Origin of the sequence: uncultured Eubacterium sp. (assembly GCF_934295145.1) — a bacterium.
Taxonomy (GTDB): domain Bacteria; phylum Bacillota; class Clostridia; order Lachnospirales; family Lachnospiraceae; genus Eubacterium_I.
In genome coordinates, this window is the sequence record NZ_CAKRAS010000029.1 from 13,719 (window position 1) to 38,632 (window position 24,914).

General features: G+C 42.2%; 25 protein-coding genes. 2 read left to right on the forward strand and 23 right to left on the reverse strand.

Annotated features, from left to right (window positions below):
* Positions 1 to 165: 165 nt before the first annotated feature.
* From Q0I54_RS07525 to Q0I54_RS07610, 18 genes are all read right to left on the reverse strand, one after another.
* Complete coding sequence (locus tag Q0I54_RS07525; protein ID WP_296117664.1) at positions 166 to 582, reverse strand: M67 family metallopeptidase; 417 nt, start codon at positions 580 to 582, stop codon at positions 166 to 168.
* Complete coding sequence (locus Q0I54_RS07530; RefSeq protein WP_296117666.1) at positions 583 to 1,389, reverse strand: molybdopterin-synthase adenylyltransferase MoeB; 807 nt, start codon at positions 1,387 to 1,389, stop codon at positions 583 to 585.
* Positions 1,389 to 1,595 carry a sulfur carrier protein ThiS gene (gene thiS / locus Q0I54_RS07535; protein WP_109217007.1) on the reverse strand — a complete coding sequence of 69 codons (207 nt, stop codon included), beginning with the start codon at positions 1,593 to 1,595 and terminating at the stop codon, positions 1,389 to 1,391. Before thiS ends, Q0I54_RS07530 begins: the two co-directional genes overlap by 1 nt.
* A 33-nt stretch (positions 1,596 to 1,628) precedes the next feature.
* Complete coding sequence (locus Q0I54_RS07540; protein WP_296117668.1) at positions 1,629 to 1,949, reverse strand: co-chaperone YbbN; 321 nt, start codon at positions 1,947 to 1,949, stop codon at positions 1,629 to 1,631.
* Positions 1,950 to 1,953: 4 nt separating this feature from the next.
* Positions 1,954 to 2,199, reverse strand: a complete 246-nt coding sequence (locus tag Q0I54_RS07545) for a sulfurtransferase TusA family protein (protein ID WP_177975263.1) — start codon at positions 2,197 to 2,199, stop codon at positions 1,954 to 1,956.
* Positions 2,192 to 3,055 carry a 4Fe-4S binding protein gene (locus Q0I54_RS07550; RefSeq protein WP_296117671.1) on the reverse strand — a complete coding sequence of 288 codons (864 nt, stop codon included), beginning with the start codon at positions 3,053 to 3,055 and terminating at the stop codon, positions 2,192 to 2,194. Before Q0I54_RS07550 ends, Q0I54_RS07545 begins: the two co-directional genes overlap by 8 nt.
* 14 nt (positions 3,056 to 3,069) lie before the next feature.
* Positions 3,070 to 4,311 carry a PLP-dependent transferase gene (locus Q0I54_RS07555; RefSeq protein ID WP_296117673.1) on the reverse strand — a complete coding sequence of 414 codons (1,242 nt, stop codon included), beginning with the start codon at positions 4,309 to 4,311 and terminating at the stop codon, positions 3,070 to 3,072.
* 166 nt (positions 4,312 to 4,477) lie between these two features.
* Positions 4,478 to 5,461: a DUF3878 family protein gene (locus tag Q0I54_RS07560; protein WP_296117675.1), complete on the reverse strand. Its 984-nt coding sequence runs from the start codon at positions 5,459 to 5,461 to the stop codon at positions 4,478 to 4,480.
* A 160-nt stretch (positions 5,462 to 5,621) separates the two neighbouring features.
* Complete coding sequence (locus Q0I54_RS07565; RefSeq protein ID WP_296117677.1) at positions 5,622 to 7,370, reverse strand: [FeFe] hydrogenase, group A; 1,749 nt, start codon at positions 7,368 to 7,370, stop codon at positions 5,622 to 5,624.
* A 15-nt stretch (positions 7,371 to 7,385) separates the two neighbouring features.
* Positions 7,386 to 9,158: an FAD-binding protein gene (locus Q0I54_RS07570; protein WP_296117679.1), complete on the reverse strand. Its 1,773-nt coding sequence runs from the start codon at positions 9,156 to 9,158 to the stop codon at positions 7,386 to 7,388.
* 3 nt (positions 9,159 to 9,161) lie between these two features.
* Positions 9,162 to 9,452, reverse strand: coding sequence for a ferredoxin family protein (locus tag Q0I54_RS07575; protein ID WP_296117680.1), 291 nt, complete (start codon positions 9,450 to 9,452; stop codon positions 9,162 to 9,164).
* 26 nt (positions 9,453 to 9,478) lie between these two features.
* Entirely contained in the window at positions 9,479 to 10,729 is a 1,251-nt protein-coding gene (locus Q0I54_RS07580; protein ID WP_296117682.1) for an MFS transporter, read from the reverse strand.
* A gap of 272 nt (positions 10,730 to 11,001) precedes the next feature.
* Positions 11,002 to 12,261 (reverse strand): nitrate/nitrite transporter, encoded by a 1,260-nt coding sequence (locus tag Q0I54_RS07585; protein ID WP_296117684.1) that lies wholly within the window; start codon positions 12,259 to 12,261, stop codon positions 11,002 to 11,004.
* Positions 12,262 to 12,362: 101 nt separating this feature from the next.
* The gene (locus Q0I54_RS07590; RefSeq protein ID WP_296117686.1) at positions 12,363 to 13,118 is read right to left on the reverse strand and encodes an acyl-[acyl-carrier-protein] thioesterase; all 756 of its coding nucleotides are present in this window, start codon (positions 13,116 to 13,118) and stop codon (positions 12,363 to 12,365) included.
* Positions 13,119 to 13,150: 32 nt separating this feature from the next.
* Complete coding sequence (gene buk / locus Q0I54_RS07595; RefSeq protein ID WP_296117688.1) at positions 13,151 to 14,263, reverse strand: butyrate kinase; 1,113 nt, start codon at positions 14,261 to 14,263, stop codon at positions 13,151 to 13,153.
* Positions 14,264 to 14,281: 18 nt separating this feature from the next.
* On the reverse strand, positions 14,282 to 15,289 hold the full coding sequence (locus tag Q0I54_RS07600; protein WP_296117689.1) for a phosphate acyltransferase: 1,008 nt from the start codon (positions 15,287 to 15,289) through the stop codon (positions 14,282 to 14,284).
* Positions 15,290 to 15,457: 168 nt separating this feature from the next.
* The gene (locus Q0I54_RS07605; protein ID WP_296117690.1) at positions 15,458 to 16,531 is read right to left on the reverse strand and encodes a phosphopantetheine-binding protein; all 1,074 of its coding nucleotides are present in this window, start codon (positions 16,529 to 16,531) and stop codon (positions 15,458 to 15,460) included.
* A 12-nt stretch (positions 16,532 to 16,543) separates the two neighbouring features.
* Positions 16,544 to 17,842, reverse strand: coding sequence for a thiolase family protein (locus tag Q0I54_RS07610; RefSeq protein WP_296117692.1), 1,299 nt, complete (start codon positions 17,840 to 17,842; stop codon positions 16,544 to 16,546).
* A 199-nt stretch (positions 17,843 to 18,041) separates the two neighbouring features.
* On the opposite strand from Q0I54_RS07610, the gene Q0I54_RS07615 reads away from it, so the two are divergent.
* Together Q0I54_RS07615 and Q0I54_RS07620 are read left to right on the forward strand one after the other, a co-directional pair.
* Positions 18,042 to 19,586, forward strand: coding sequence for a CdaR family transcriptional regulator (locus Q0I54_RS07615; protein ID WP_296117694.1), 1,545 nt, complete (start codon positions 18,042 to 18,044; stop codon positions 19,584 to 19,586).
* 196 nt (positions 19,587 to 19,782) lie between these two features.
* Positions 19,783 to 21,126: a helix-turn-helix domain-containing protein gene (locus Q0I54_RS07620; protein ID WP_296117695.1), complete on the forward strand. Its 1,344-nt coding sequence runs from the start codon at positions 19,783 to 19,785 to the stop codon at positions 21,124 to 21,126.
* A 110-nt stretch (positions 21,127 to 21,236) separates the two neighbouring features.
* Here the strand turns inward: Q0I54_RS07620 and Q0I54_RS07625 are convergent, their stop codons facing one another.
* The 5 genes from Q0I54_RS07625 to spoIIID form a co-directional block, all read right to left on the reverse strand.
* The gene (locus tag Q0I54_RS07625) at positions 21,237 to 22,265 is read right to left on the reverse strand and encodes a transglutaminase domain-containing protein (RefSeq protein WP_296117696.1); all 1,029 of its coding nucleotides are present in this window, start codon (positions 22,263 to 22,265) and stop codon (positions 21,237 to 21,239) included.
* A 90-nt stretch (positions 22,266 to 22,355) separates the two neighbouring features.
* Positions 22,356 to 23,132 carry a sirohydrochlorin cobaltochelatase gene (locus Q0I54_RS07630; RefSeq protein ID WP_296117698.1) on the reverse strand — a complete coding sequence of 259 codons (777 nt, stop codon included), beginning with the start codon at positions 23,130 to 23,132 and terminating at the stop codon, positions 22,356 to 22,358.
* Positions 23,133 to 23,173: 41 nt separating this feature from the next.
* Positions 23,174 to 23,506 carry a hypothetical protein gene (locus Q0I54_RS07635; RefSeq protein WP_296117700.1) on the reverse strand — a complete coding sequence of 111 codons (333 nt, stop codon included), beginning with the start codon at positions 23,504 to 23,506 and terminating at the stop codon, positions 23,174 to 23,176.
* A gap of 103 nt (positions 23,507 to 23,609) precedes the next feature.
* The gene (locus tag Q0I54_RS07640) at positions 23,610 to 24,149 is read right to left on the reverse strand and encodes a M48 family metallopeptidase (RefSeq protein WP_296117701.1); all 540 of its coding nucleotides are present in this window, start codon (positions 24,147 to 24,149) and stop codon (positions 23,610 to 23,612) included.
* 87 nt (positions 24,150 to 24,236) lie between these two features.
* Positions 24,237 to 24,488 (reverse strand): sporulation transcriptional regulator SpoIIID, encoded by a 252-nt coding sequence (spoIIID, locus tag Q0I54_RS07645; RefSeq protein ID WP_296117702.1) that lies wholly within the window; start codon positions 24,486 to 24,488, stop codon positions 24,237 to 24,239.
* Between the last annotated feature and the right edge of the window lie 426 nt (positions 24,489 to 24,914).

Consider the following 24,914-nt stretch of genomic DNA (forward strand, 5'->3'; position numbering starts at 1 on the left):
CTCTGTTTCCAATATACATAACTTGATTTATTCTATATCTTTAATGTTATCTATAACAACTCATTTTTCACTATAGCATATTGCCTCATGTGCATTTATTATAATATACAGACAGGGTGTAAAACTACCTGTTCTTGTAATTTTACACCCTGATTTACCATTTACTTATGCTTCGTATACGATTTCGTCTTTTGTCGGAGTACCATCCACAATGGTAAACGCATGTAATACCGGCTGTTCTGTATCCATCAGAGACAAAATCAAATATGACGCCTTACTGTCATAAGCCAGGCGAATATCTTCCTTGGACGGACGCGCCGGTGTCTCTGGATGAGAGTGCCAGTTTCCAAGTGGTGTCAGACCGTTGGCACGCATATCTTTGATAGCTTTTAACTGTTCTTTTGGATCCATGGAAAAATGTTCGTTGGTATGATCCATATTTGTCAGATAATATACTTTTTTTACAACACGTACATCTCCGTCTTTTATGCCGGCAAGCAGTCCACAGCTCTCCTCTGGAAGATGTTCTTTTGCCCAATCTGCCATCGTATTAAAATCGCTCTCTGCTAATTTGATCTGCATCTAAATTCCCTCACATTCTGCCTGTTCGTAATCAATTAATTTTGTGATAGTCGGATGATCACCACAAACGGCACAATTGCATGTATTTTTCGGTAATTTAATCTTGCGGAATTCCATATCCAATGCATCGTAAGTTAAAAGGCTTCCGGTCAGAAGTTTACCCTGTCCCAGAATGTACTTAATGGCTTCCATGGCCTGCAGACTTCCGATGACACCGCCCATTGCTCCGATGACACCTGCCTGTTTACAGGTCGGTACCGCATCCTTTGGCGGCGGATTTTTGAATACACAACGATAGCATGGACCTTCGCCCGGTACATAAGTCATAAGCTGACCTTTGAAACGGATGATTCCTGCATGGGAAAATGGTTTTTTCGCCATGACGCAGGCATCGTTGATCAGGAATTTTGCCGGGAAATTGTCTGTTCCGTCAATGATAAAATCATAGTCCTTGATCAGATCCATAATATTCTCTGATGTCACAAACGTACGATAAGTAATAACGTTTACATCCGGATTCAGATGATTCATGGTCTCTTTTGCAGACTGTACTTTTGCTTTTCCCAGATCATCGGTACTATGGATGATCTGTCTCTGCAGATTGGAGAGGTCAACCTCATCCGCATCTGCGATACCGATGGTTCCCACACCGGCTGCTGCCAGATACATGGCACAAGGTGCACCAAGTCCGCCGGCTCCGATGATCAGAACCTTTGCGTTCAGCAGTTTTTTCTGTCCTTTTGCGCCTACTTCCTTCAAAATAATATGACGGGAGTAACGCTCAAGCTGCTCGTTACTGAATGCCATTATTTTCCACCTCCCATGAAGTAGATGAACTCAACGACATCGCCATCTTTTAATGTGGTAGATTCAAAAGCACCCTGATCTACAAATTCGTCATTCAGAGAAACGGTTACATACTCTGGTGTCTCAACGTTTTCCAATGCGATCAGTTCTTTGACGGTCAGTCCCTCTTTATATTCTTTGTTTTCTCCTGCTACGTTTAATTTCATGTTTTTGTCCTCACTTTTTCACAACTTTTATTTTTATTTCTCTGCAGCTTTTGCCACTGCTTCTTCCAGCTCTGCTTTTTTTACCACTCCATGTAACCGATTCACTTCTGTTCCGTTTCTGAAAAAAATAAGCGTCGGTGTGGATGCTACCTCGTATTTTTCTGCCAGTTCTGTGTCATATGCAACATTTACTTTTCCGACATACACATTCCCATGTGCTTCTTCCAGCTCTGCCAGCAACGGTGAGATCCGTTTGCATGGAACACAGCTGTCGGAATAAAAATCTGCAACGGCCACGCCCTCTGCCTGTAAAATCTTTGTATCAAAATTATCCTGATTGATTCGTTCTGCCATCGTCTTACTCCTCCACTTTTCTCACAAAAAGTGTATAAGTGCCATCTTCATTGTCCAGCAATTTCAGAATCTGATGTCCTTCCTCTTTGATGCTGCGCGGCACGTTCTGTACCGGCTCACCGTCGTTCATGCGGACTGCAAGGATTTCTCCGTCGTCCAGTTCCTCTAATGCTACTTTTGCCTTTACAAATGTTACCGGGCATACCACATCTGTGATATCGACCTGATCATCAAACTGTATCTCACTCATTTTCATATGCCTCCCTGATCGCCTGTTCAAATTTGTCTGCGCCAACACGATCAATCGTGAATTTGAAACGCTCGCCTGCATTTGCATGGTCTGCAAAGAAATCGATGGCCGCGTCACAGACTTTCATTAATTTGTCATGATCCTCGATAAACGGAATAACCACGTTTCCTTTATGAACGTGATTTCCGAAAGTTCCACCGAAAGATACGATATATCCGTGTGTCTCCTCGCATGCACTGGTCGGACATGATTTTGTGCATCGTCCGCAGTAATTACATTTGGACTCGTCTACCGTGATTTTGCCGTCTTCCAGCGTAATTGCCCCGGTACGACAGGCTTTCACACAGACACCACACTGAATACATGCGTCCGGAATCCAGTTTACGCGGATCGCGCCTTTGATTCCTACATCATTTTCTTCTGCTTTTAAGCAGTTATTCTGACATCCTGTCACACCGAATTTAAATTTATGTGGCAGATCCTGTCCAAAATATCTTGCATCCAGCTCCTGTGCCAGCGCGTAGGTATCGATACATCCGCTGGGACAGACCGCTGCTCCCTGACAGGCTGTAACGGTACGGACACGCGGTCCGCAGACACCCGGAACGACGCCCCCCTTTGCCAGTGCTTCTTTTACTTCGTCAATCTGCTCTAATTTAATAAATGGAATTTCCACACCCTGACGGGAAGTAAGATGTACATACCCTTTTCCGTAAGTCTCTGCCACTTTAGAAACCACTGCCAACTGTTCTGCTGTCAGAGTTCCACCAACCACACGGATTCTCAGTGAAAAATTATTTTTCTGTTTCTGGCGCATAAAACCGCCTTTTTTTAAAGTTGCATAATCAACTGCCATACTATTTCTCCTTTTTACTCTGCTTCTTTATCCGCATACGCGATTGCTTCAATAAAGTCAGCGATCAGATCCTGAGCATCTTCTATCCCTACACTGACACGAATCAGATCATCGTATACACCTGCGGCATGCATCATTTCCTCGGTGCTGTGAATGTAGATTGTGGAAGCCGGATGAATGACCAGCGTCCGCAAATCTCCGATATTTGTTGCAATGTGTGCAAATTTCAAATGATTCATCAGGCGATATGCACGTTCTTTGCTGCCAACCCGAAGGCTTAAGATCGCACCACCATAACCACCGAACTGCTCTGTCGCAAGCTTCTGATAAGATGACGTCTCAAGCAATGGATAATTGACGGTTACATCTGGCATCTGCACTAATGCCTTTGCCAGTGTGAATGCGTTTTCACACTCTTTCTGTACCCGAAGCCCCATGGTCTCGAGACCTACGGTATTCAGATAAGCATTCATCGGAGCCATACAGGAGCCAAAATTTCGTAACGTATCGTTTTTCAACCGTGCGGTATACGCTGCCGGACCAAACTTTTTGTACTCTGCCAGCACCGGGTAACGCTTCAGATCCCATCGGAATTTTCCACCATCCACGATCACTCCGCCGATGGAATTGCCGCTTCCGTTAATGTATTTGGAACTGGAGTGAACCACGATATCAGCTCCCAGCTTTAATGGACGGATCAGTAACGGTGTCGCTGTCGTACTGTCTAAAATCAAAGGAATATGGTGCGTATGCACAAAAGCTGCAACCGCTGACACATCTATTACATCCAGTCCCGGATTACTGATCACTTCACCAAAAACAGCTTTTGTATTCTCGTTCAGCAAAGGTGCAATCGTTTCCTCAGATAAATAAGAAACGTAATGTACCTTAATCCCAAAGTTTAACAAATCCCGGAATACATCAATGGTTCCACCAAACACACCGCTGCTTGCGATGATTTCATCTCCGCTTTGCAGGATATTTAATAAAGAAAATACCACTGCACTTAAACCTGATGCGCAGGCCGTTGCAGAAAAACCTCCTTCCATCTCACAGATACGACGCTCGAAAGCTGCCACTGTCGGATTTCCGATTCGGGTATAAGCAAATCCTGCTGCCTTATTCTGACAGACCTTTTCCAATTGTTCTGATGTCTCATAGGTATAAGCGCTCACCTGACTGATGGATGGTAAGGTTGCTCCAAAAGAATACGCACCCACCGATTTTCCGTGTAATAGTTGTGTATTAAAATTCATGTTCCTGTCCTTTCTTTCCTACAGTTATACAGAAATTTCTTCCAGTTTTCAAACTAAGATTGTGAAAACGTTTTCACTCCTATCGGAATAGTATGATTTAATGATGGATTATCTTTTCCTCCGCCAACAAAACATTATATTTTTTCTGCATTTTTTGATTGGATTTTTAGTATCCGTCAAGAATATGTTCTACTTCCACTACCCGATCACCCCATTTTTTCTTCCATATCATCAGGTATACATTATATTCCACGGAATCCTGCGCTGTTGTGAAAGGTTCTTCCCTGACCAGGGTAACCTTTTTTCCCAGAGATTCCAATTCGGCTTTGCGTTGCATTGCACGCATCAAAATCTCTGTATGATATATACGCACCGGGTAACCTTCACTTGTACGCATCAATTTGTCTATCAGCAAATCTATCACAGCTCCATGTTTGATGCGATGCATCATCCATGCAAGCAGCTTGCTCATCCCCTTTCCATGATGCTTCCGATAGAATGACAACCACCAAAGCAAACTGTGATCATTAGCTTCTGCTGCCAGTTCCTCCATGATAGAGATTGCCCGTTCTGTTGGCTCCCATACCCCATCCATTGGCACAATATATTTTTGTGAAACAGCTGGATAGCAGGCATAATTCAATGGTGGAAAATACACTAGTTCCGCCAACTTTCGTTCTTCTTCACTGGCAGCATCTTCCCCAAGGTATTCACATTTTGTATGTAAAATGGCTATACGATATTCCAATTGACGCAAGTATTCATAGCCTTTTACCCAGAAATGTCCCAAATCTCCATAACGGTACAAATGCGTTTCAACTTTCAAATCCTCAAAAAATAATGTCACGACACTGTCACCCTGATGAACCACCAGCACATAAGTAGTCCCTTCCTCCGTGTCCTCCCGGCTTAATTCTGCTTCCAGTTCACCCTCATAATCCGGCTGATACTGCCCGGTCATCTTCGCATTGACAAATACCAGAAAACTTTCTACTGCGTCGTTCATCAGATAAATTAAACGGATTTGCAATGCTTCTTCTTTATAATCTGACTCACTGTCTGGAAAAATCAGTTCAAACTGATCCTGCCAGAGCAGTTCTTCCAGCATTTCAAATGGATTTAATCCTGTTCTTAAATCGTTTTGTTCCAATGTATGTATCCTCATCTTTTTTGTGTTTCTTCTGGTATTATACTATTATTTCGGACAAAAAAACAGGATACCATCACTTCACCTTTGCAAAGTAACGATATCCTGCTCCTATTTCCTTTTTGTACTTCTCATCTCCTGCAAATCAGCTGCAAGATTTCTTTTATCTCATCTGATAGCTTGTATGCAGTAATTCATGTGCTTTCTCAGATCCCGGTTCACCTAAGAAGGATGCATAAACTTCTTTTACTACCGGATTCTCATGAGATTTTCTGATGGCACTTCCTGCATCATTCTGATATAACGCAGCGCCACGCATTTTCGGCACATCATTCAGCACTCTGGTTGCAGCATTCTGATGCGGCTGTCCGCCACCGTTTACACATCCACCCGGGCAGGCCATCACTTCCACAAACTGATAATCTGCGGTACCGTTTTTAATTGCTGTCAACAGCTGGTTTGCATTTGCCAGACCGGATACAACAGCCACTTTAACGGTTGTTCCATTTACATCTACAGATGCTTCTTTGATTCCGTTCATACCACGCACAGCTGTGTATTCTAAAACAGTATCTTTTCCTGTCAGTTTTTCCACTGCTGTTCTTAATGCAGCTTCCATAACACCACCGGTTACACCAAAGATAACAGCCGCTCCGGTACCAAATCCAAGCGGAAGATCAAATTTAGAATTCGGATTCATAGCCTCCAGCTGGATTTCAGCATCTTTGAGCATCTGAGCCAGTTCATTTGTTGTGATGACAATATCCACATCCGGAACACCAGCTCCGCACTCATCCTCACGGGTAATCTCAAATTTCTTTGCGGTACATGGCATTACAGATACCATAACGATATTTTCTTTCGCAATATGCTCCTGGTTTGCCAGGTAAGTTTTTACAATGGCTCCCTGCATCTGATGCGGAGATTTGCAAGAAGAAATATTCTCCAGCATGTCAGGATAAAAATGCTCTGCGTATTTGATCCAGCCTGGACAACAGGATGTGATCAGCGGAAGTTCTCCGTCATTATTCAAACGCTCGATCAGCTCGTTGGATTCTTCCATGATTGTCAGATCTGCACCAAATTTTGTATCAAATACTTTGTCAAATCCAAGGTGGCGAAGTGCCTCTGCCATTCTGCCCTCTACATCCACACCGATTGGGAATTCGAACGCTTCCCCAAGTGCTGCTCTGACAGCCGGAGCCACCTGAACAACCACATATTTCTCCGGATCATTCAGTGCTTCTTTCACTTCATCCATCTGTGTCTTCTCTGTCAGTGCACCAACCGGGCAGACTGCCACGCACTGACCACAGTTCACACAGCTTGCTGCTGCCAGTCCAGCCGGAGAAGCAGGTTCAATTTTTGCCTCCAGTCCATCACCCGTACATGCAATGGCAGATACAGCCTGCATTTTAGCACAGACATTGATGCATCGTTTGCATTTGATACATTTATTATTATCACGAATTAATACTTTAGAGCTCAGATCCAGCTGCTCGAGGTTTGTCTTCGGCAGATCCGGTTCGTCGGTAAATCCATATTCTTTCAGCAGATCCTGCAATTCACAGCTTGTAGAACGGAAACAGTACAGACAGGATTTGTTGTGCTGCTCCAAAATTGCTGCCAGCGCTTTCTTTCTGGCTTCCATAACAGCCGGGGTTCTTGTCTGAATCTCCATTCCCTCTTTGATTCTTGTGATGGATGCATTTACGATCTCCCCATCCACCTCTGCAATACAGACACCGGACTGATCCACATCCTGCACACCTTTCATATAATAAAGTGTCGGGATCGGCTGCTGCATAAACTCACGCTGCATTTTTAATGTTTCAAAGGAAGCATCGAGAATGGTGATTCCTTTTTTCATGGTATAATCATACCCGTTGATCTTGATATTCACTGTACTCACTCTTCGAACCTCCTCTTAACAATTTGCATAAAATTCTGCTTCATCATATTCATCCGTATGTCCTTCCGGAATGATATAGCCCTGCGGACGCACCGGATATCTCCACATTGGAATATCTTCGGTAAATAATTCCATCTCACCATCTGCTCCCTGACGGATATTGATCCATTTCAGCCAGTTCTGATTATCTGTCTGAGGATAGTCCGCACGGTAATGTGGATACATGATACCACGGGTTTCTTTTCTCATTTCTGCGGACCGGAAGATCATTTCCAGACAGAGGATTGTATCTGCTGCTTCCAGACATTTTGACAGAGAGTGCGGATCATCAGCAGTCAGATGCGGTACAATTGCTTTCATCTTCTCGATATCAGCATACACTTTCTGAATCTCAGCCTCATCTTTCAGAATACATTTATGTACATCGAAAATATAAGTCTCGATCATATCGTAAATCTCTTTGAAATGATGAGTATCTTCTCTGTGTAATGGTGCATAGATTTTCTCTTTTAATGCAGCCACCTGCTCCAGATCCAGTTCATCCCACTCTGCTTTTGCCGCATATGGTGCAATGCTGTCACCAGCCATCATACCAGTAGTGGAAGCATTTCCAAGTCCGTCACCGCGAGTCCAGCCAAAATATGCATTTCCCTGTGTGGTTACTTTTCCAGGTGCCCAAAGTCCTTCTACATCCGTTTTGATTTCTTTGTCTACTTTGATCGGTTCTACCTGGATAACTGTCTTGATCGTAGTATCAACTACTTCGCCCATAACACCCAGATTTTCCTGTGTTTTTCTGAATACCAGGTGCTCCCATGCCATTTTGTCACGGAACATACGCTGGGTGGACTCATCCATATCTGTTCCGCCGATCATCATACGCACTTCATCCGGATGTGCCAGATCTACTGTCAGCGGACCATTTCCAGCCGCTACTTCTTTTACCATGGCATCAACCAGTGCAGGTGTTACTTCCCACTCTTTGTGACCGATATATTTGTCTGTCAGGTTTTCACCATTTTTATTGCAGATCATGTTAAATCCACCATAAATCGGTGTGTTTGTCTTCTTAAATACAACGTCTACCTGTGTAGAAAATTCTACATTTCGCATTAATGCGCCAACACGGTACATGGCACCGACACCGGTTCCATATCCCATAAATTCCAGACCGATTTTCTTAAAGTGACATCCCTGTGTTGCCATTGCCACTGCTTTTGCATGGAAAATCTTACATTCCATATGATCCATATCAAAACCGATGGCTCCGATAACTTTTCCTTTTTTGCTGGTCAGAAGTTCAAAAATATTCACTCTGCTTAATAAGCGAATGCCTAATTTCAATGCCATCTGACGCAGCTGTGCACATACATTGATGGAAACACCGCCCATATCCAGTGCATCCGGGATAAACGGAAGCGGAGTTGCCTCTCCCTCCTCATTACAGGAAGTAATGACACCACAATGCTTCATATAATCAATATTATCTCTGTGATATACGAGATAGTCTCTCAAAAACTCCTGATCATTTAAAAATGGAGTGTGCGCATGCACCAGATATTCCAGCGCATTTTTTACGCCATTCGGATGCTTGGATGTGGCACGGATTCCGTTTCCGGCTTTTGTAGCCTGTCCGTTCCATCCGATAACACCTTTATCGATCACAAGGATATCAAGTGTCGGATCATTTTCCTTTGCACGGATGGCAGTTACCAGTCCGGCCATACCTCCGCCGACAATGAGGATATCTGATGTATATAATTCTCCATAATCTTTGATTTCTGCCATAGCTTATCCCTCCTGTCCGTTCTGTTTATTCATCAGTGCCGCACTGTATTCCAGCGGATCCACCTGAAGAGCGGAAATAACCTGAATGTCAATGACATTGTTCAGACAATCCATCTCACACTGATAACACAATACACATTCATCCGGATATTTCGGATAAGCACATTTTTTTTCTTCATCCCACTGCCATACATTTTCCATACAGCGGCGGATACATCTCTTACATCCGCAGCAACGGTCTGTATCAATCACATAGCGAATGCTCTGCTGCTGTCCCCTGTTCTCAACAATCATTCGTTTTTCCTCCATTCTTCTGTTTCCTATCGTTTTCCGATAAATTTATCACTGGAAAGTGCCATAAAGATCAATCCGATCACCAGTACTACAATATCAAAGATATACATACCCATGATATTTCCAGCAAAGAAACCTGTCATCATAACACCGATACCAGCTCCGATTTCAAAAATTGTTCCAATTACCTGGTAACCTGCCGTATAATCCCAACGTCCATATTTGCTGGCTACATAAGATGGCAGTAAATTACATAACGCACCCTGTGCAGCAAAAATAACAACACCGGAAATCCAGCAGAATGTCAGACCTTTTGGCATGCCGAGTAATGCCACAAATCCAATAATAATAAATACAAAATATGCTACAAATGCTTTTTTTGTTCCGATTTTCTGATCAATAATACCAAAAATAAAACTTCCTATAATTCCCATGATTCCACCAACGGCGAAAATCGCAGATGCCTGTGGATATGCATACCCCATTGCCAGCATTGCAGGAATTGCAGATGCGATATAACTCATAACAGCCATAAATGCCAGTGCTGAGCCAAGGCCAATGAACCATGTGTTTTTATCTTTTAATACTTTTCCAATTGTAAACGGGCTCTTGTATTCTTTCATCATCTGTGCAATCTCTGCTCCGTTTACTGCATAGGTAGGATCTCCATCCGGATATTCTCCGGCTTCTTCCGGGTTATTTTTTACACATAATGCAGTAATAATTGCAACAATGATCAGAATCACTGCGATAACTGTCATTCCTCCGCCAAGGCCAAGTTTGCCAAGCAGTTTCGGCATCATCGGTACATACAGAAAGTTCATTGCAACAATACCCATCGTTGTAAATCCAAGTACAATACCTTTCTTTGTCGGCCACCAGCTTGCGGTCAGTGTCATACCACCGTTTTTCTCATAACCGCCGCCTAAGAATCCGATAATTAAAATAACCACCAGGAATAACGGTAAGCTCTTTGTCGTTCCAAATACGATCAGTAACAAAGCGGAAAGAATCAATGTCACTGTCGTAAGATTCTTAGCTCCTGTCTTTCTTACGACTCTTGCCAGAACTAATACACCAATTGCCTTTGCGATACAGGCCAGTCCGGATACTACGTTGATTATGTTGACATCCCAACCTCTGATTTCGGAAAACATTGGAAATACGGTATTGTTATTTCCTCCGATAATACTTGTTCCGATCAGGAACAGGATTGCTGTGTAGATCATCATACCAATCTGTTTTGGGCCATGCCAACTGTGTTTTTTTGCCTCCATACCAAATCTCCTTTTTCTTTTTTTTATGCTTCCAGTATATAGTGTTTTATTCATCAATACCTCATAGTATTCTGTTGAAAAAAAATGTCATTTTTCTACACTAATATAGAAAGGTTTTTCTATACTCTCTTTTGAGATAAAGCGGACTTTCGCAATCCGCTTTTGCTACTTGCTCATGAACGCAGAAAAACCGCCACGTTCGCGACGGTTTTTCTCTGACTTTAGGTATATTAAAAATTAAGGGTTTTGCAATACTACTCTATGATGTATCTTTATGCTTTTTTATACGGGATCAGCATGATCAGTCCTGCTCCGATAATGTCAATTACAATAAATACAATGTATGGCAGTGTAAAACTTCCTCCGGAAACTTTCAGCAGCATAGCCATCAGGATAAATGCCAGTGTACGCACAACGTTTGCCAGCGGGTAAATGATACTGTTGGCCGACATAAATCCATCTCTTCCGAATACGGAAATGATCATAGATGCCAGAAGGTTCAGAAGTCCTCCGATTCCAAGTCCGGCAAAAATACATCCAAGCCATACACATACAATGTTAAAGGATGTGATCAGCAATACCAGTGCAGCCACATAGGAAAATGCAAATACAATGGAAATGCTCTTTGTTCCGAATTTGGAATCCAGCCATCCCCAGAGATAACTTCCCGGGATTGCAATAATAGAAGTAATTGACATAAAGGTCAGTGCCTCTGCATTTGTATATCCTACGGACATCATACGTGGTACAAACTGTGAAATAATTCCAACCAGAACCATCCATAAAAATCCATAACCGAATACGATCAGCCAGGTATTTTTGTTTTTCAAAATATTTTTGATAGAATATTTCTCGTTATCCAGTACCAGCTCCTGTGTGGAAACTGTCTCATCCAGTTCCATATTGTCCGGTAAACAGTTTACATCTGCCGGTTCATTTTTTGCCCAGAAAAATGTGATAATTCCTACAATAACTGCCAATACTCCAAAGATAACAAATGCTGTACGGATTCCTTTTGTTGCAAGTAATACAGCAAATCCGGCAACAAACGCACTGGAACTGATCGGTGCACCCATAGTCGCCCATCCAAGTGCGATTCCCTTTTTACGCGGGAACCAGTTTGCGATAAAAGCCGGGCATGCTGCGGTACCAAATCCAGATGCAAAGAAACAGATCAGCATCAGATCAATGGTATATAAAGCAACCGATGGAACCATTCCAAGCAGTGCATACAGCACTCCGGTAATGATCAATGTCACTGCTGACATATTTTTCGGTTTCGTCTTAATAACCAGACGTCCAAAAACAAATCCTCCAACCAGTCCAACAAGACCTGCAGGTGTAGCGACAGACAGCAAAGTATTTGCATCCCATCCGTGAGCCTCAGCAAAAGCAGACGGGATCAGATTCATTCCATCTGTTGTAATTGCTGCGTAAAAAAAGTACAGGATCATCGTATAGAAGATCATACTCCAGCCCCAGCCGCCAAAACGGTTATCTGTTAAGCTTTTTGATAATTTTTTTGTTTTCATAATTCACTCTTCCTTTCTTTTTTCTATTATATCTGTCTGTCAAAATATGTTTTTCGTTTTTCAAATACAAATCTTTTCTCTGTTTTGTATCTTTATACACTTTAAAACATCATTTTCACCAAAAAGGAATCTTCCCCATTATGTACACCTCTCAGGTACATAACATCTTCTTCCCAGACATACTGAAGTTTTGCAGTTTCCCCTTCCCGCAATTCCTTTGTATACTGTACCCAGATATTTTTCGGTGTGCGTTCTGCATAGAAGTCTTCATCCATCAGTACTTCTGTCCAGTCCAGATATCTGGAATTGTTCAGATGACCATTATAGTCAATTTCCTCTGCCGATACCGTCCGCAGCAGCTGGTTTCTGTATTCCTTTGGAAACTTCTGCTGCAGCTTCGGCAAATTCGGTTCCCCGGCGATCATGACCGGATTCATGATCTTCATTTCTTCCGGCTGTGCTGCCACCGTTCTGGTATTCTGATCCATCAACAGAAACAGCGAAGATGTCGCCATCAACGGTTCTCCATTTTCTGTATACATTGCATAAATCCTGGAATACAGATTTATTTTATTTTTCCCCGGCCAGATACGCAGGATCACGTTTTCGCCCTTATCCGGTAATCGTTCCAATTCGATATTTGTCCAGGAAATCACCCAGCTCAACCCTTTGGCAAGTAACTCCTCCCCGGTAAGACCTGCCTCCTGATCAAAATGGATTTCCGTAATACGCTGCATCTGACGAGCCAGTGAGCCAATGCTCATACGGCCGTCTGAATTTGTCATTTCATCCGAAATTTCAAACGTTATTTGGCAGACACCTTCCGTATGTTCTGCCGTAAACACCGGTACTCCCATTTTTCTCGCCTCCCGCCTGTATCATTGTATTTTTATTCTTTATCCCATGGAAAACCATTCCATACTGGTTTTCCTGTGTATGTCTTCGCTTCTTCTTCGCCTTTGAGGACACGGATTGTGCCAAATCCAAGTGCCTCTGTCTCGAAGCTTCCTGCATAGTTGTAAATTGGTGCGATCCAGGAAATATACTCTGCCAGTTTATCGCAAAGTTCCGTATCTCTTGCCATACCACCGGTCAGAAGAATAGCATCTACTTTTCCTTTTAACGCACCGGCCATCATAGCTGTCCATTTTCCCATGGAATAGATCATGGTATTGTATACAAGCTCCGCTTTTTTGTCACCGTTTGCGATCATTGCTTTTACTTCGCGCAGGTCATCGGTGCCACACCATGCAAGTAATCCACCTTTGCTGGAAGCATAATCTTTTGCTTCATCCGCTGAAATACCTTTCTTGATGCATTTGATGACATCATCCACACATAAATCTCCGGAGCGGTTTGGTGAGATTGGTCCCTGACCGTCACCTGCACGGTTTCCGTCAATCATTTTTCCTTTTTCATGTGCAGTAATGCTGGTACCGCCGCCCAGATGCAGGATGATATAATTGCAGTCTTCATATTTTTTACCCATCAGTTCACTGTGATGGATTGCCACCTGTTTCTGGTTCAGCGGATGGGATTTGGCCGGACGGTAAATGCCCGGGATACCGGTCACACGAGCCATGTCACAGAGTTCATCTGTCGGCATTGGATTTACAAAAAATGCCGGAATATTTAATTCCTGACCAAGTTTATAACTCATAATGATTCCAAGGCTGGCCGGATGGCGGATACCTCCCACATCATTTTTTGCATGTTCATAGGCAAGTTCATCGATTTTATATGTTCCTCCGGCACATGGATATAAGCCAACGCCACGGCCAGAAACAGCATCCAGTTCAGAAAGGGCAATCCCTTCCTCCTCCAGCGCTTTGCGGATCATTTCCATACGGATTGGTTCCTGATCTGCGAAAGTTTTACACTCTGCAAAATCTTCTTTGTGATGATCTACCTCACGGTTTACAATCACTTTATCACCTTTTACCACACCCATTTTCGTACTGGATGAGCCAGGATTGATTGTTAATACAGTAAATTCTTTCATCAATGATATTCTCCTTTTTTATTTTCCTGCCATAACTGCCAGCAATGCGATATTGTTATAAAGTTCAACATCTGTATCACTTCTGGAGCAGTCCAGAATCGGCAGACGGAATCCCTGATAGATTGGTCCATACACCTGCACATTATTTGCCAGACGCTGTACTAACTTGGAGCCTATATTTGCAGCTGCTGCATCCGGGAAAATCAGTACGTTTGCATGTCCTGCTACAGCACTTTCACGTTTTACTTTTTTCTCACCAACGCGTGCATCAACTGCTGCATCCGCCTGGAATTCACCATCAATCTTCAGATCCGGTCTCAGCTGCTGTGCAAGTGCAACTGCTTCACGTACTTTTTTAACCGGCTCACTTAAGCCACCGGAACCATCGGTAGAAAATGACAGGAAGGCACATTTCGCTTCTGTTCCAGTCAGTGTTTCGAATGTCTCGCAGGAAGAAATTGCGATTCCGGCATGCTGCTCAACTGTCGGCTGAATGCAGACTGCGCCATCGGACATACCGATCAGATTTCCCTGATCTCCGGCAAATCCTTCAATCTCTTCAATCAGAAGACCGGAAGCTGTCGGGCAGTTTGGCTGCATTCCAATGATACTTTTTGCTGCCAGTACAAACTCATAAGTTGTAGTATCGACACCAGCCAGAGTACCGTCAGCCTCTCCTACTGCCTGAAGCAATGTTGCCAGATAAAGCGGATGATCGATTCTTTTCTTTACAAAGCTTTTCGGCATTGCTTTGTCAGAAGATGCATCGTATCGCTCCAGTAATTCTTCTTTGTATGCTGCATCGTTGACATCTACCACACGGATTCCGGATACATCCACGCCTGCCTTCTCGGCTGTTGCTGTCACATCCTCCGGATTTCCTACCAGAATAATATTTGCAATTCCATCTGCAGTCGCCTTTGCAGCTGCCTTGATCATATATTCATTGGTTACTTCCGGAATTGCGATTGTCTTTACATTTTTTTTCGCTTTTTCATAAATAGAATTCATGAACTGAAATGCCATTTTTACACTCTCCTTTTTTTGAATTTGAACGCAGGTCGCAAAGCGACTGCGTTCATGAGCAAGTAGCGAAAGCGGATTGCGAATGTCCGCTTTACAAAAGTCACCGTATGATGCGGTAACTTTCTTCGATATGGGTTTAGGTATTAGATTTGGGTTTTGAAAATTTCCTTAAAGTCTTTCGCGTACCACAGATACGAAATCTCCAATGGTATTCAGGTTACTTGCTTCCTGAATCTCAATTGTTACGTTCAGCTGATCTTCAATTGTTGAGATCATAACGATCATCTTCATGGATTCATTGGATAAGTCCTCACGGATATCTGTTGCAAGCGTGATGCCTGATGCATCCACTCCATACGCATCTGCTGCCGCCTCAATGACAGTTTTTGCCACATCATCTAATTCTTCGGATGCAGCTGCAGTTGTCTGTGCTGCGGAAGTTCCGGCCGCTACTGCCGCATCTGCTGCAATTGTCTCTTCGCCCAGACGCTCTTTTACTACATTTACAAAATCTGCAATGGTATTCAGGTTACTTGCTTCCTGAATCTCAATTGTTACGTTCAGCTGATCTTCAATTGTTGAGATCATAACAATCATCTTCATGGATTCATTGGATAAATCCTCACGGATATCTGTTGCAAGCGTAATACCTGATGCATCTACTCCATACGCATCTGCTGCCGCCTCAATAACGGTCTGTGAGGTTGCATCATTACTCAGATCTACCGTTGCAGTTGCTGCTGCAGTTTTTGTTTCTTCTTTCTTTGGTTCCGGTGCCTTGATCTCCGGAATCTTCTTGAATCCGTTATCTTCTACCAGTTCCCAGGCTACGACTTTCATATCTTCATCCTGGAACAGTAACGGTTTTACTTCTACTTCATGCTCCTGAATATACTGATCAAATTCTGCATATTTGTCATAATCCACATGTAACAGACTCGCATTAAACGGGTCGATACCAGGTACTTCAATCTCTACTGCAAAATAGTCTCCCTGTGTGTTACGGAATTCCGGATCACCGAATGCTCCTTTTGTCGGAAGTGCCTGCTTTACAATACCGCGCATATTTGTCAGATCCACCCACTCGGTATCCAGACCTCCGCACTCGTTACAGCACAGATAAGGAGGAAACTCGATATGTCCGCATCTGGTACATTTTCTTCCCAGAATGGTTCCTTCTTCCAAAGCATCATAATAAGTTTTTACAATCGGTTTTAAATCATATTTTGTCATTTTAACCATCGTCCTCCTCTCCTACTTTCTCTCCATCATGATATTCAATACGTTCTGACTTCCGCCAAATCCACGGAGCATTGCGTGTTTTACATCATGATGAACCTGTGTCACACCTGCATCTCCTCGCATCTGGTGAACTGCTTCATACACATCATGTAATCCGGAAGCACCTGCTGCATGACCATACTGGCAACGGCCACCATTTGTATTGATCGGACGGTCTCCGTCATAAGCGATACGGCCTTCTTTTGTATACTGCCAGCCTTCACCCTTCGGCAGATATTCACACATCTCGGCAGACAGGAATTCAGACTGATTGTAGAAATCATTTGCAAGGAAGATATCCATATCTGCGCCAGTCAGTCCGGTCAGCTCTTTTACCTGACGGTATGCATTCTGTGTTGCGTACATCTCATTTCTCGGGTTTCCAGCCTCCACATTAGAATGACCGATACCAAGAATCTCAATCGGATGATCGGTATATTTATAAGCCAGTTCTGTCGGGCATACAATAATTGCTGCTGCACCGTCGCAACGCTGTTCGAAGTGAGAACCTCTCATGTATTTTCCAATTAATGGATTGAATTTAGAATGCAGATACTCATAAGCAGAATCCATGCCACTTGCTGCTGCAAGTTCCTCATATGTATTGTTTGTGATTGTACTCAGCGGATTTAACGCTGCTGCACGACGGCAGTTAATAGATAACGCTGTCATCATTGCATCCACATCCTCTTCGCTGATTCCATTCTCTTTCACGTAATAATCCAGCCAGGATTCAGAGTTAAATGGCAGAGAACCACGGGTAAATAAGGTATAATCTCTACACTGCGTAGAAGCCAGTACATCATGGAAGATTGCATCTGTTCCGAAACGACGTTTTGTAACTACTCTGGTCGGATATGCAATGGAGTACGGTGTCTCGATACAGCCGCTCAGAACCATGTCATACTCACCGGAAGCAACTAATGCAACGGCTGTCTCCACGCCCACATAACCGGTTGCACATGCTTCACTGTGATGATAAGAACCTTTTCCTTTCATACCGATCCAGTTTGCCACATGCATGTTTGGGGTTGCCAGGTTACTTGTCCAGCCCGGTCCGGCCTGTCCATGGATGTAAAATTCCACATCACTGCCATCAACTCCGGCATCTTTCATTGCGTCCCGTGCCGCATATGCGAAAAGTTCCTGTTCATTCATACCATCTACAGATGGATCATCCAGGATACGTACAAACGGAGTCGCACCTACGCCAATGATGGAAACACTTCTTTTAAACGGTTTTAATTTCGGAAGATTATCATTAAAGCTCATTTTTCATTCTCCTTTTTTATCATTTTTAATAGTTTGTAATTACTATCTTGCTAATTACATTGTATTAAAAATATGCCTGCTTTTTTTCGTATGATGTCTGCGAAATATACAAGTGTTTTTCTACACTAATGTAGAATAAGTGTTTTTACTTTCGCAATTATTTCGTGTATAATGAAGAACAGACAGAGGAGGACTTGAAATGTACATAGGATTAAAACAAATTCAATATCAGTTGGGGGACTATTCCACATTGCTGACTTCATCCGATGGTATACATGCCCTGACTGGATGGAACAAACTATATGATGCGCCGCAGCCACTGACCATCCATTTACTGTACACATGCACCTATTCACCGGAGCTTCTCTCCTTTCCGTTTATTCAGGATATGCATCTTTTATGTATTGTTCCTGAGGATATCAATATGGATATGCTGAACAGTCAGTTCCCGGATTGTGTAAGTGTCTTATTTGTGCAATGTAATAATCCTGAAGAAATCTATGGTCTTTTGCAAAGCTATTACAATATCCAGTGCGGTGTTGGATTTTACGGTTCTACACTCCTCGATTTTCTGGCTTTTGATAACGGATTGCAGCCAGCCATCGACTATTCTTACCGGGTATTTGGAAATCCAGTATTTGTTTTTGATGCAAATTATAATCTGATCGCAGCCCCCTTTGAAAAACTAAAAGATCAGAATTTTACGGATCGTACACTGGAGAAAAAAGGATTTACCGATCAGGATTTTAAAATGGTCAGCCGACAGAATAATATCCATGAACGGGTAAAAAGAAGTGAACTCCCAATCCGTGCTTTCAATGAAGAACTCGGTTATGAACAGCTTTACTGTTCCATTAACACAAGCAAAGATCTCGGTCATATTGTCGTTTCCGCTATCAATAAACCACTGGAACCGATCGATACAGAATTTCTGCTGATTTTAAAAAAATATATCAATGAGCAGATCAAAAAAGATGCATTCATTCAGAATGCACGTGGATTTAACTATGAATATTTTATCCGCGATCTGTTGGATCACAAAATTGCCGCAGACCGTTCTTCCATTACACATATGAATTATGTAAAGGATGATTTCAACGGCAACAATTACTGCATCGTCATCGAAATTGCAAGAAGTCAGGAAACCGTCAATGCTCGTCATGTCCGAAACATGCTGGAGAGCCGGATTCCATATCTGAAAACAGTTATTTACAATGGTCAGCTGATTGCAGTTATTACGATTCCCACAAACCAGCTACTTCCGCAGGAGTACATTGACACTATTCAGAAACTCTGTCAGGAAAATGGACTTTATGCCGGGATGAGCAACTGTTTCCAGAATATTTTAAATATTGAAGAATACTATAATCAGGCACTTCGCTCCATTGAACTCGGTATGTGCAAGAATCATTCACCAAACCTGTTTTCCTACAAAAACTACTATTTGGAACATATGTTGAATTCTTTTACACTAAACGAATCCAGTTGGACCTTTTGTCATCCGAAAATGCAATTTCTGTTGGATTATGATAAGAAGCATCACTCTGAGCTTGCCTACACATTATACATGTACCTGACACATGAACGGAATCTGGCCGCCACAGCGGAGGCCATGGATATGCATCGTACCTCTCTGGTGTATCGATTCAAAAAAATAAATACTCTGATTGGGGAAGATTTTGATGATTACCGGGAACGGATGTATCTGATTTTATCCTATGAAATGAACCGTCCGACCGCATAAACACTGGGTTGCAACCTGAAGTTGCGCAATCGCTCACGTCGATTGGTAGACATTTTCCGCTGATTTTTTATACTGAAAACAGATGAGATACACAGCACATTATGTATTTCAGGTTTCCGGAAAGTCACACAACATCAATTTGATTCTGTAATCACAAATTTATGACAGGATCACTTTTTCCAGACGGAGGTACATTATGACATTAGGTGAAAAATTATATACATTACGAACAAAACAGAATATGACACAGGAACAGCTTGCAGAAAAATTGCAGGTTTCCCGCCAGTCTATTTCCAAATGGGAATCCGATGCCACACGCCCGGATCTTGGGAAATTAAAATTTCTGGCAGAATTTTATCAGGTATCATTAGATAAGTTATTGGATGAAGATGTAGATATTTTTTCCGAAGAAACTTCTTCTTGTTTGAGTCAGAATTCCGATTACGATTCGAATCACCGGAATGGTGCAGATGCATCAACCAATTCCGCTTTTGTAAATAATCAAAGTGATGATGCAGATCATCATGATAATTCTTCTGCATTAGGCATTTCTCTGGAAACCATTGAAAAGATCACTTCTGAAATCCTGCAAAAAAATCACAAAACCTGGAAACGGACTTCCATCGGATTTGGTACCGCGTGCCTGGCCTTGACAGTTGCTTTGATTGTAGTCACAGTAACTTTTTCCACTAAATTAAACGCACTTTCCACGCAGATAGCACAAAGTTCCGCTCCGGTTTATATAAATAACGATTCCGATTACACCACGGAGCGAGACACTTATTTTCAAAGTTATAACGCAACTGCAGATTCTGTCTCTGAAGATGGAAAAAATCTGCATGTCAAATTTACTGCTGTTTTGAAAAACTATCAGGACAACACGACTCTGACCATGCAGCTTCTGAATAACTCGGATCAAAATAATATCCCAGTTACATTTACCTATAAGGACGGCACTTATACTGGTTTCGCTGACCTGCCGATCAGTGCTGACACCTATACGACAACTGCATGCATCGATACAAACGGTTCAAAACAGACCGTAGATATGAATGATGAGTATAGTTCTTTTTCTGTCCTGTCACTGGCAGACTGGCAGCCACGTCTTGAAGTTGATGCAAATTATGATAAGCTGAATCGTCGCAATGATGGACAATTCAATCTGAGCTGCAGCAAACTCAACTGTCGTTCCTTTCTCTCAGACGTCACACTTGAGATTCTGGTAAATGACACTAAAGTATACTCTTATTCTTTAGATGATGAGGATATAAACATTTTATCTGAGGAAGGAACTACAATCTACATACCTTACAGTTTCACACTTCCCAAAGATAATACAGCAGAAACATGCACTGTCAGACTACACTGGTATAATTCCATAATAAAGCAATATATTACCTATGAAGTAGACGGCGGCGGCATAACTTTTTCTAATGTCACAAATTCAGATAGTATTACCTCTATCCTTTTTAACCCTGATTTGGATTCTGATGATGGCGCTGCTCCTGTAAAGATTACATTTTCATCAACTGAGCCATAACTGTAAGTTTATGTTAAAAGCAGAGAAACTTAAATTATACGCAGATTTGTTATTACACATTTATTAGCGAAAACAAAAATCTTTTGCAGACAAAGTAGAAGGCGAACAGGTCATTCCTGCTCGCCTTCATTTGCTTCTTCCATATCAATACATGCATCTTCCACTGCATCCACAAAGCTGACACGTATGACAGCCTGCGCCCAGTTCACGCTGATCCGCGCTGCTTTCTGTTTCTCATCCCCGGCTTTTTTGATCTGCTCCAGCAGTTCCTGAAAAACTCCTTTTGTCAGATAACCGCCGCGCCAGTGAAAGGTCAGTAATCTTTCTTTTTTTGCCGCCTGCAAAGACCGCTTGTACACGTCTTCAATTTTTGTAAAAGACAGCTTTTTCTCCCGGTAATAAAAATGATCTCCATCCGTACAGAAAGGCGCCGGTGCGATCAGTGGTTCGTGATCCCGGAAAATCTTTTTATCTTCCAGATTAAAATAATCATAGCGCAGTTCCTGTCCTGCAAGACTGTGCTTTCCAAGGGTATTGTCAAAAGTTACATCCAGATGGTAAAACTGTCCGCCGATTTTTACAATATTCCATGTATGGCGGTACTTGATGCCTTTCTCCGGATTATTCCCGCAAATAGCGATCATGCACCAGATACCAAGAGCATCACACAGCACTTTCACAGATTTTGCAATGCCCTCACAGACTCCCACGCCATGCCCTAACGGTCCGATGATTTCATGGGAATATGCTTTTTTCAGTTTATCGTAAGTTACATTTTCACAGATAAAATCGTGGATGTATTTTTCCTTCTCCCACTCTGACAGATTTTTTGCTGCCCGCGCCAATTTCTCCACCCGGGCTTTCATGGCTTTCTGATGCTCCCGGATCTTATTTTTATCAAATAAATATTCCGGAAGCAGGATCAGATTGGAAGAATTATCATAATAGCGGTACTGATATCCCGTCGCCCAGAATACTTCCGGATGATCCAGACGCATCTGAAAAAAGATATCATATAACTCACGCCCGTCAATGCGCGGAATCTGAATCTCTGTATCCAGTGCCGTGATGCCCTGCAACATTCCGTGATACACAGCCTGTTGCAGTTTATTCATCTTATTATAGTAAAACTGTTCCATAATGATATGTTATCCTTACTCCTGTACACGTCCCTGATTCTCTTGAAAATAATCCATAGATTTTCTAATTTCCTTTACATTCTGTGACAATTATTCTTCCGCCTGCTGCGCATGCACTGCAAACATCTGCTGCACAAATGCGTAGCTTCCAAGTCCAGCCAGTATACAGGAAGTTTCAATGCCACTACTTTCCAGAACATTTTTCCAGGAGTCCTTATTCTCCCCTGCCATATCATTTCTGGCATGATCTCCTGCCACCAGCAATAAAGGTGATAATACGGCTTTTTTATAGCCCTGCCTGCACAGCTGCTTTTTCACATCCTCAATTGCCGGATATCCCTCTACCGTACCAATAAATACGTTTTCATATCCCTGTGTCTGCAGCTGATGCTCCAGGGCCGGATAGCATGCATTGGCAAAATGCGCCGTTCCATGACCCATAAAAACAAAAGCATCAGAAGAATTCCTGAAATCAAAAATTTCATTCAAACCGCTGATCAGCTGTTCATAATCAGACTGTTGATGCAGAAGCGAATGTCCCACACGTACAGATGCAAACTCTTTCTTATACATTTTCACAAGTTCCATCAGTTCATCATACTCATATCCATGAATCATATAAGTCGGCTGAATAAGCAGTTCTGTATAACCATCTGCCGAAAATTTTTTCAAAGCCTCCTCAATTGTGTCAATTGTTATGGAATCCCGCTCCCGCAACTTTTTGATAATTCTGCGGCTGCCGTAGGCCCGACGCATTTCATACTCTGGAAACGCCTTTGTAAGCGCCTGTTCCACCGGAATAATATTCTGTTCCTCTGCTTCTCTGTAAGAAGTTCCGAAACTAACCACTAATAACCCCTTTTTCATCTTCTACGCCCTCATTTTACCGGTATCCCCGTCTGCTTTACTTACTTCGTGTTTCTTTTTTGATATTCCTTATAATCATCTACGGAAATTCTCGCAAATTCACATGCACTCTCCAAAGTAATTCCCATATCAAGCAGCTGCGCGATTTTTGCCATTACCGTCTTGGTGGCTTCGTTGTCTTCGAGTTTCTGCATGCGTTTCTGGCGCTCTCTGTCCTCATAATCTTTCCAGTTTTCATAATCCTGCACGGTGATTCCGGCAATTGCACAGGCCTCTTCTAAGTTCTCACCGTAACGCTCCATAATTCGTTCTGCTGCTTCAACAAGTGCTGCACACAGTTCTTCACTTGTACTTTCCATCATTTCATTTTTCATATGTAATTCCTCTGTTTTTGCTTTTTATCTGTTTTTTCGAATAAATCGACTCTTTTATTTTATAGTTTTTCTGTGAAATTTGCAACTTATACCGATAAAGCGTTCATGTCGTTAAACGATACTCGTTTAGCTGTTTTCTGTATATCTTATAATCCGGACAATATTTTTCTACTTCTGCCCAAAAGTCGGCAGAGTGGTTCATATGCCTTCTATGCACCAACTCATGAATCACTACATAATCCAGTAATTCATCCGGCAAATAATACAACTGATAATTAAAGTTTAAATTGCCCTTAGAACTGCAGCTTCCCCAGCGGGTTTTCTGATTTCGAATCGTAATTCTCCCCACTGTCACACCCATGATTTTGCCGTAATATCTTACCCGCGATCCGATTTTTTCTTTGATTTTTTCCAGTTCTTCTCGTGACAATTGTCCCACCGGCGTTGCGCCTGTCGCTTCCCGCTGTTTTATGCGTGACTGCATTTGTTCTGCTTTTTGCCAGATCCATGACTGCTCACGATTCAGGAAATCCTGTAATGCACGCGCGGAAAGACGATTTGGGATCCGAAGAAGTACCTCTCCATCTTCCTTTACCTGAAGTCCGATGGTTTTTCGTGCGGAACGGATTACCCGAAGAGTCATAGTTTGATTGTCTTTCTTTAGTTTTATTTCTGTCTGAATGTTCATAATGCCTTTGTATATTCTCGTTTTTAATATCTTTTTTATATTTTAATGATGATGCAAATATTTTTCTCGCGTGGCCATTCCCCCACGAATGTGCCGTTCTGATTTGTTGACATCCAACACAACTCGTGTCTTTACTGCCAATGCCGGACTGATCTGTTTGAGACGTTCCGTGACGTCTTTATGTACCGTCGACTTACTAATTCCATACTTTTTAGCAGCCTGACGCACCGTTGCATTGTTGTCTATGATATATCGCGCAATTTCCATTGCCCGTTCCTCGATATAACCTTTCACTCAAATCCCCGCATAGTTTGCTTTTTTACAATCTATGCGGGGAGATTTTGATGTATGTCTATATTGAGATTTTCTTGATTAATCTTGTCTTAACCTTGTCTAAAAACCTTCTCTAACACTTATTTATTTGAGTTTTCTTGTCTAAATCTTGTCTTAGCCTTGACTAAATCTTGTCTAAACACTTTTATATAATCCAAGCTATTTTTTTAATATCCAATTAGATTTTTGTTGATTTGTAGAATCAGTTTCGATTATTTGTTTTTGCTTTAATGAATAAAGTAAATTCCGAATCTAATTTTCTTTCTGCTTCTCACTTAAAGCATCTGGCAGCTTATCCCATAATAATTCTCGAATTTCTTTTTTTCTTGCCTTGTCATATTGCTTAAGATATTCAACAATCAAATCTTTATAATATTTATCATCAAA

Bases quoted from the DNA above. Each gene is read 5' to 3' on its own strand.
- Q0I54_RS07525 (WP_296117664.1), bottom strand. From the start codon at position 582: ATGCAGATCAAATTAGCAGAGAGCGATTTTAATACGATGGCAGATTGG.
- Q0I54_RS07530 (WP_296117666.1), bottom strand. From the start codon at position 1,389: ATGGCATTCAGTAACGAGCAGCTTGAGCGTTACTCCCGTCATATTATT.
- thiS (WP_109217007.1), bottom strand. From the start codon at position 1,595: ATGAAATTAAACGTAGCAGGAGAAAACAAAGAATATAAAGAGGGACTG.
- Q0I54_RS07540 (WP_296117668.1), bottom strand. From the start codon at position 1,949: ATGGCAGAACGAATCAATCAGGATAATTTTGATACAAAGATTTTACAG.
- Q0I54_RS07545 (WP_177975263.1), bottom strand. From the start codon at position 2,199: ATGAGTGAGATACAGTTTGATGATCAGGTCGATATCACAGATGTGGTA.
- Q0I54_RS07550 (WP_296117671.1), bottom strand. From the start codon at position 3,055: ATGGCAGTTGATTATGCAACTTTAAAAAAAGGCGGTTTTATGCGCCAG.
- Q0I54_RS07555 (WP_296117673.1), bottom strand. From the start codon at position 4,311: ATGAATTTTAATACACAACTATTACACGGAAAATCGGTGGGTGCGTAT.
- Q0I54_RS07570 (WP_296117679.1), bottom strand. From the start codon at position 9,158: ATGGCAGAAATCAAAGATTATGGAGAATTATATACATCAGATATCCTC.
- Q0I54_RS07575 (WP_296117680.1), bottom strand. From the start codon at position 9,452: ATGATTGTTGAGAACAGGGGACAGCAGCAGAGCATTCGCTATGTGATT.
- Q0I54_RS07580 (WP_296117682.1), bottom strand. From the start codon at position 10,729: ATGGAGGCAAAAAAACACAGTTGGCATGGCCCAAAACAGATTGGTATG.
- Q0I54_RS07585 (WP_296117684.1), bottom strand. From the start codon at position 12,261: ATGAAAACAAAAAAATTATCAAAAAGCTTAACAGATAACCGTTTTGGC.
- Q0I54_RS07590 (WP_296117686.1), bottom strand. From the start codon at position 13,118: ATGGGAGTACCGGTGTTTACGGCAGAACATACGGAAGGTGTCTGCCAA.
- buk (WP_296117688.1), bottom strand. From the start codon at position 14,263: ATGAAAGAATTTACTGTATTAACAATCAATCCTGGCTCATCCAGTACG.
- Q0I54_RS07600 (WP_296117689.1), bottom strand. From the start codon at position 15,289: ATGGCATTTCAGTTCATGAATTCTATTTATGAAAAAGCGAAAAAAAAT.
- Q0I54_RS07605 (WP_296117690.1), bottom strand. From the start codon at position 16,531: ATGGTTAAAATGACAAAATATGATTTAAAACCGATTGTAAAAACTTAT.
- Q0I54_RS07610 (WP_296117692.1), bottom strand. From the start codon at position 17,842: ATGAGCTTTAATGATAATCTTCCGAAATTAAAACCGTTTAAAAGAAGT.
- Q0I54_RS07615 (WP_296117694.1), top strand. From the start codon at position 18,042: ATGTACATAGGATTAAAACAAATTCAATATCAGTTGGGGGACTATTCC.
- Q0I54_RS07620 (WP_296117695.1), top strand. From the start codon at position 19,783: ATGACATTAGGTGAAAAATTATATACATTACGAACAAAACAGAATATG.
- Q0I54_RS07625 (WP_296117696.1), bottom strand. From the start codon at position 22,265: ATGGAACAGTTTTACTATAATAAGATGAATAAACTGCAACAGGCTGTG.
- Q0I54_RS07630 (WP_296117698.1), bottom strand. From the start codon at position 23,132: ATGAAAAAGGGGTTATTAGTGGTTAGTTTCGGAACTTCTTACAGAGAA.
- Q0I54_RS07635 (WP_296117700.1), bottom strand. From the start codon at position 23,506: ATGAAAAATGAAATGATGGAAAGTACAAGTGAAGAACTGTGTGCAGCA.
- Q0I54_RS07640 (WP_296117701.1), bottom strand. From the start codon at position 24,149: ATGACTCTTCGGGTAATCCGTTCCGCACGAAAAACCATCGGACTTCAG.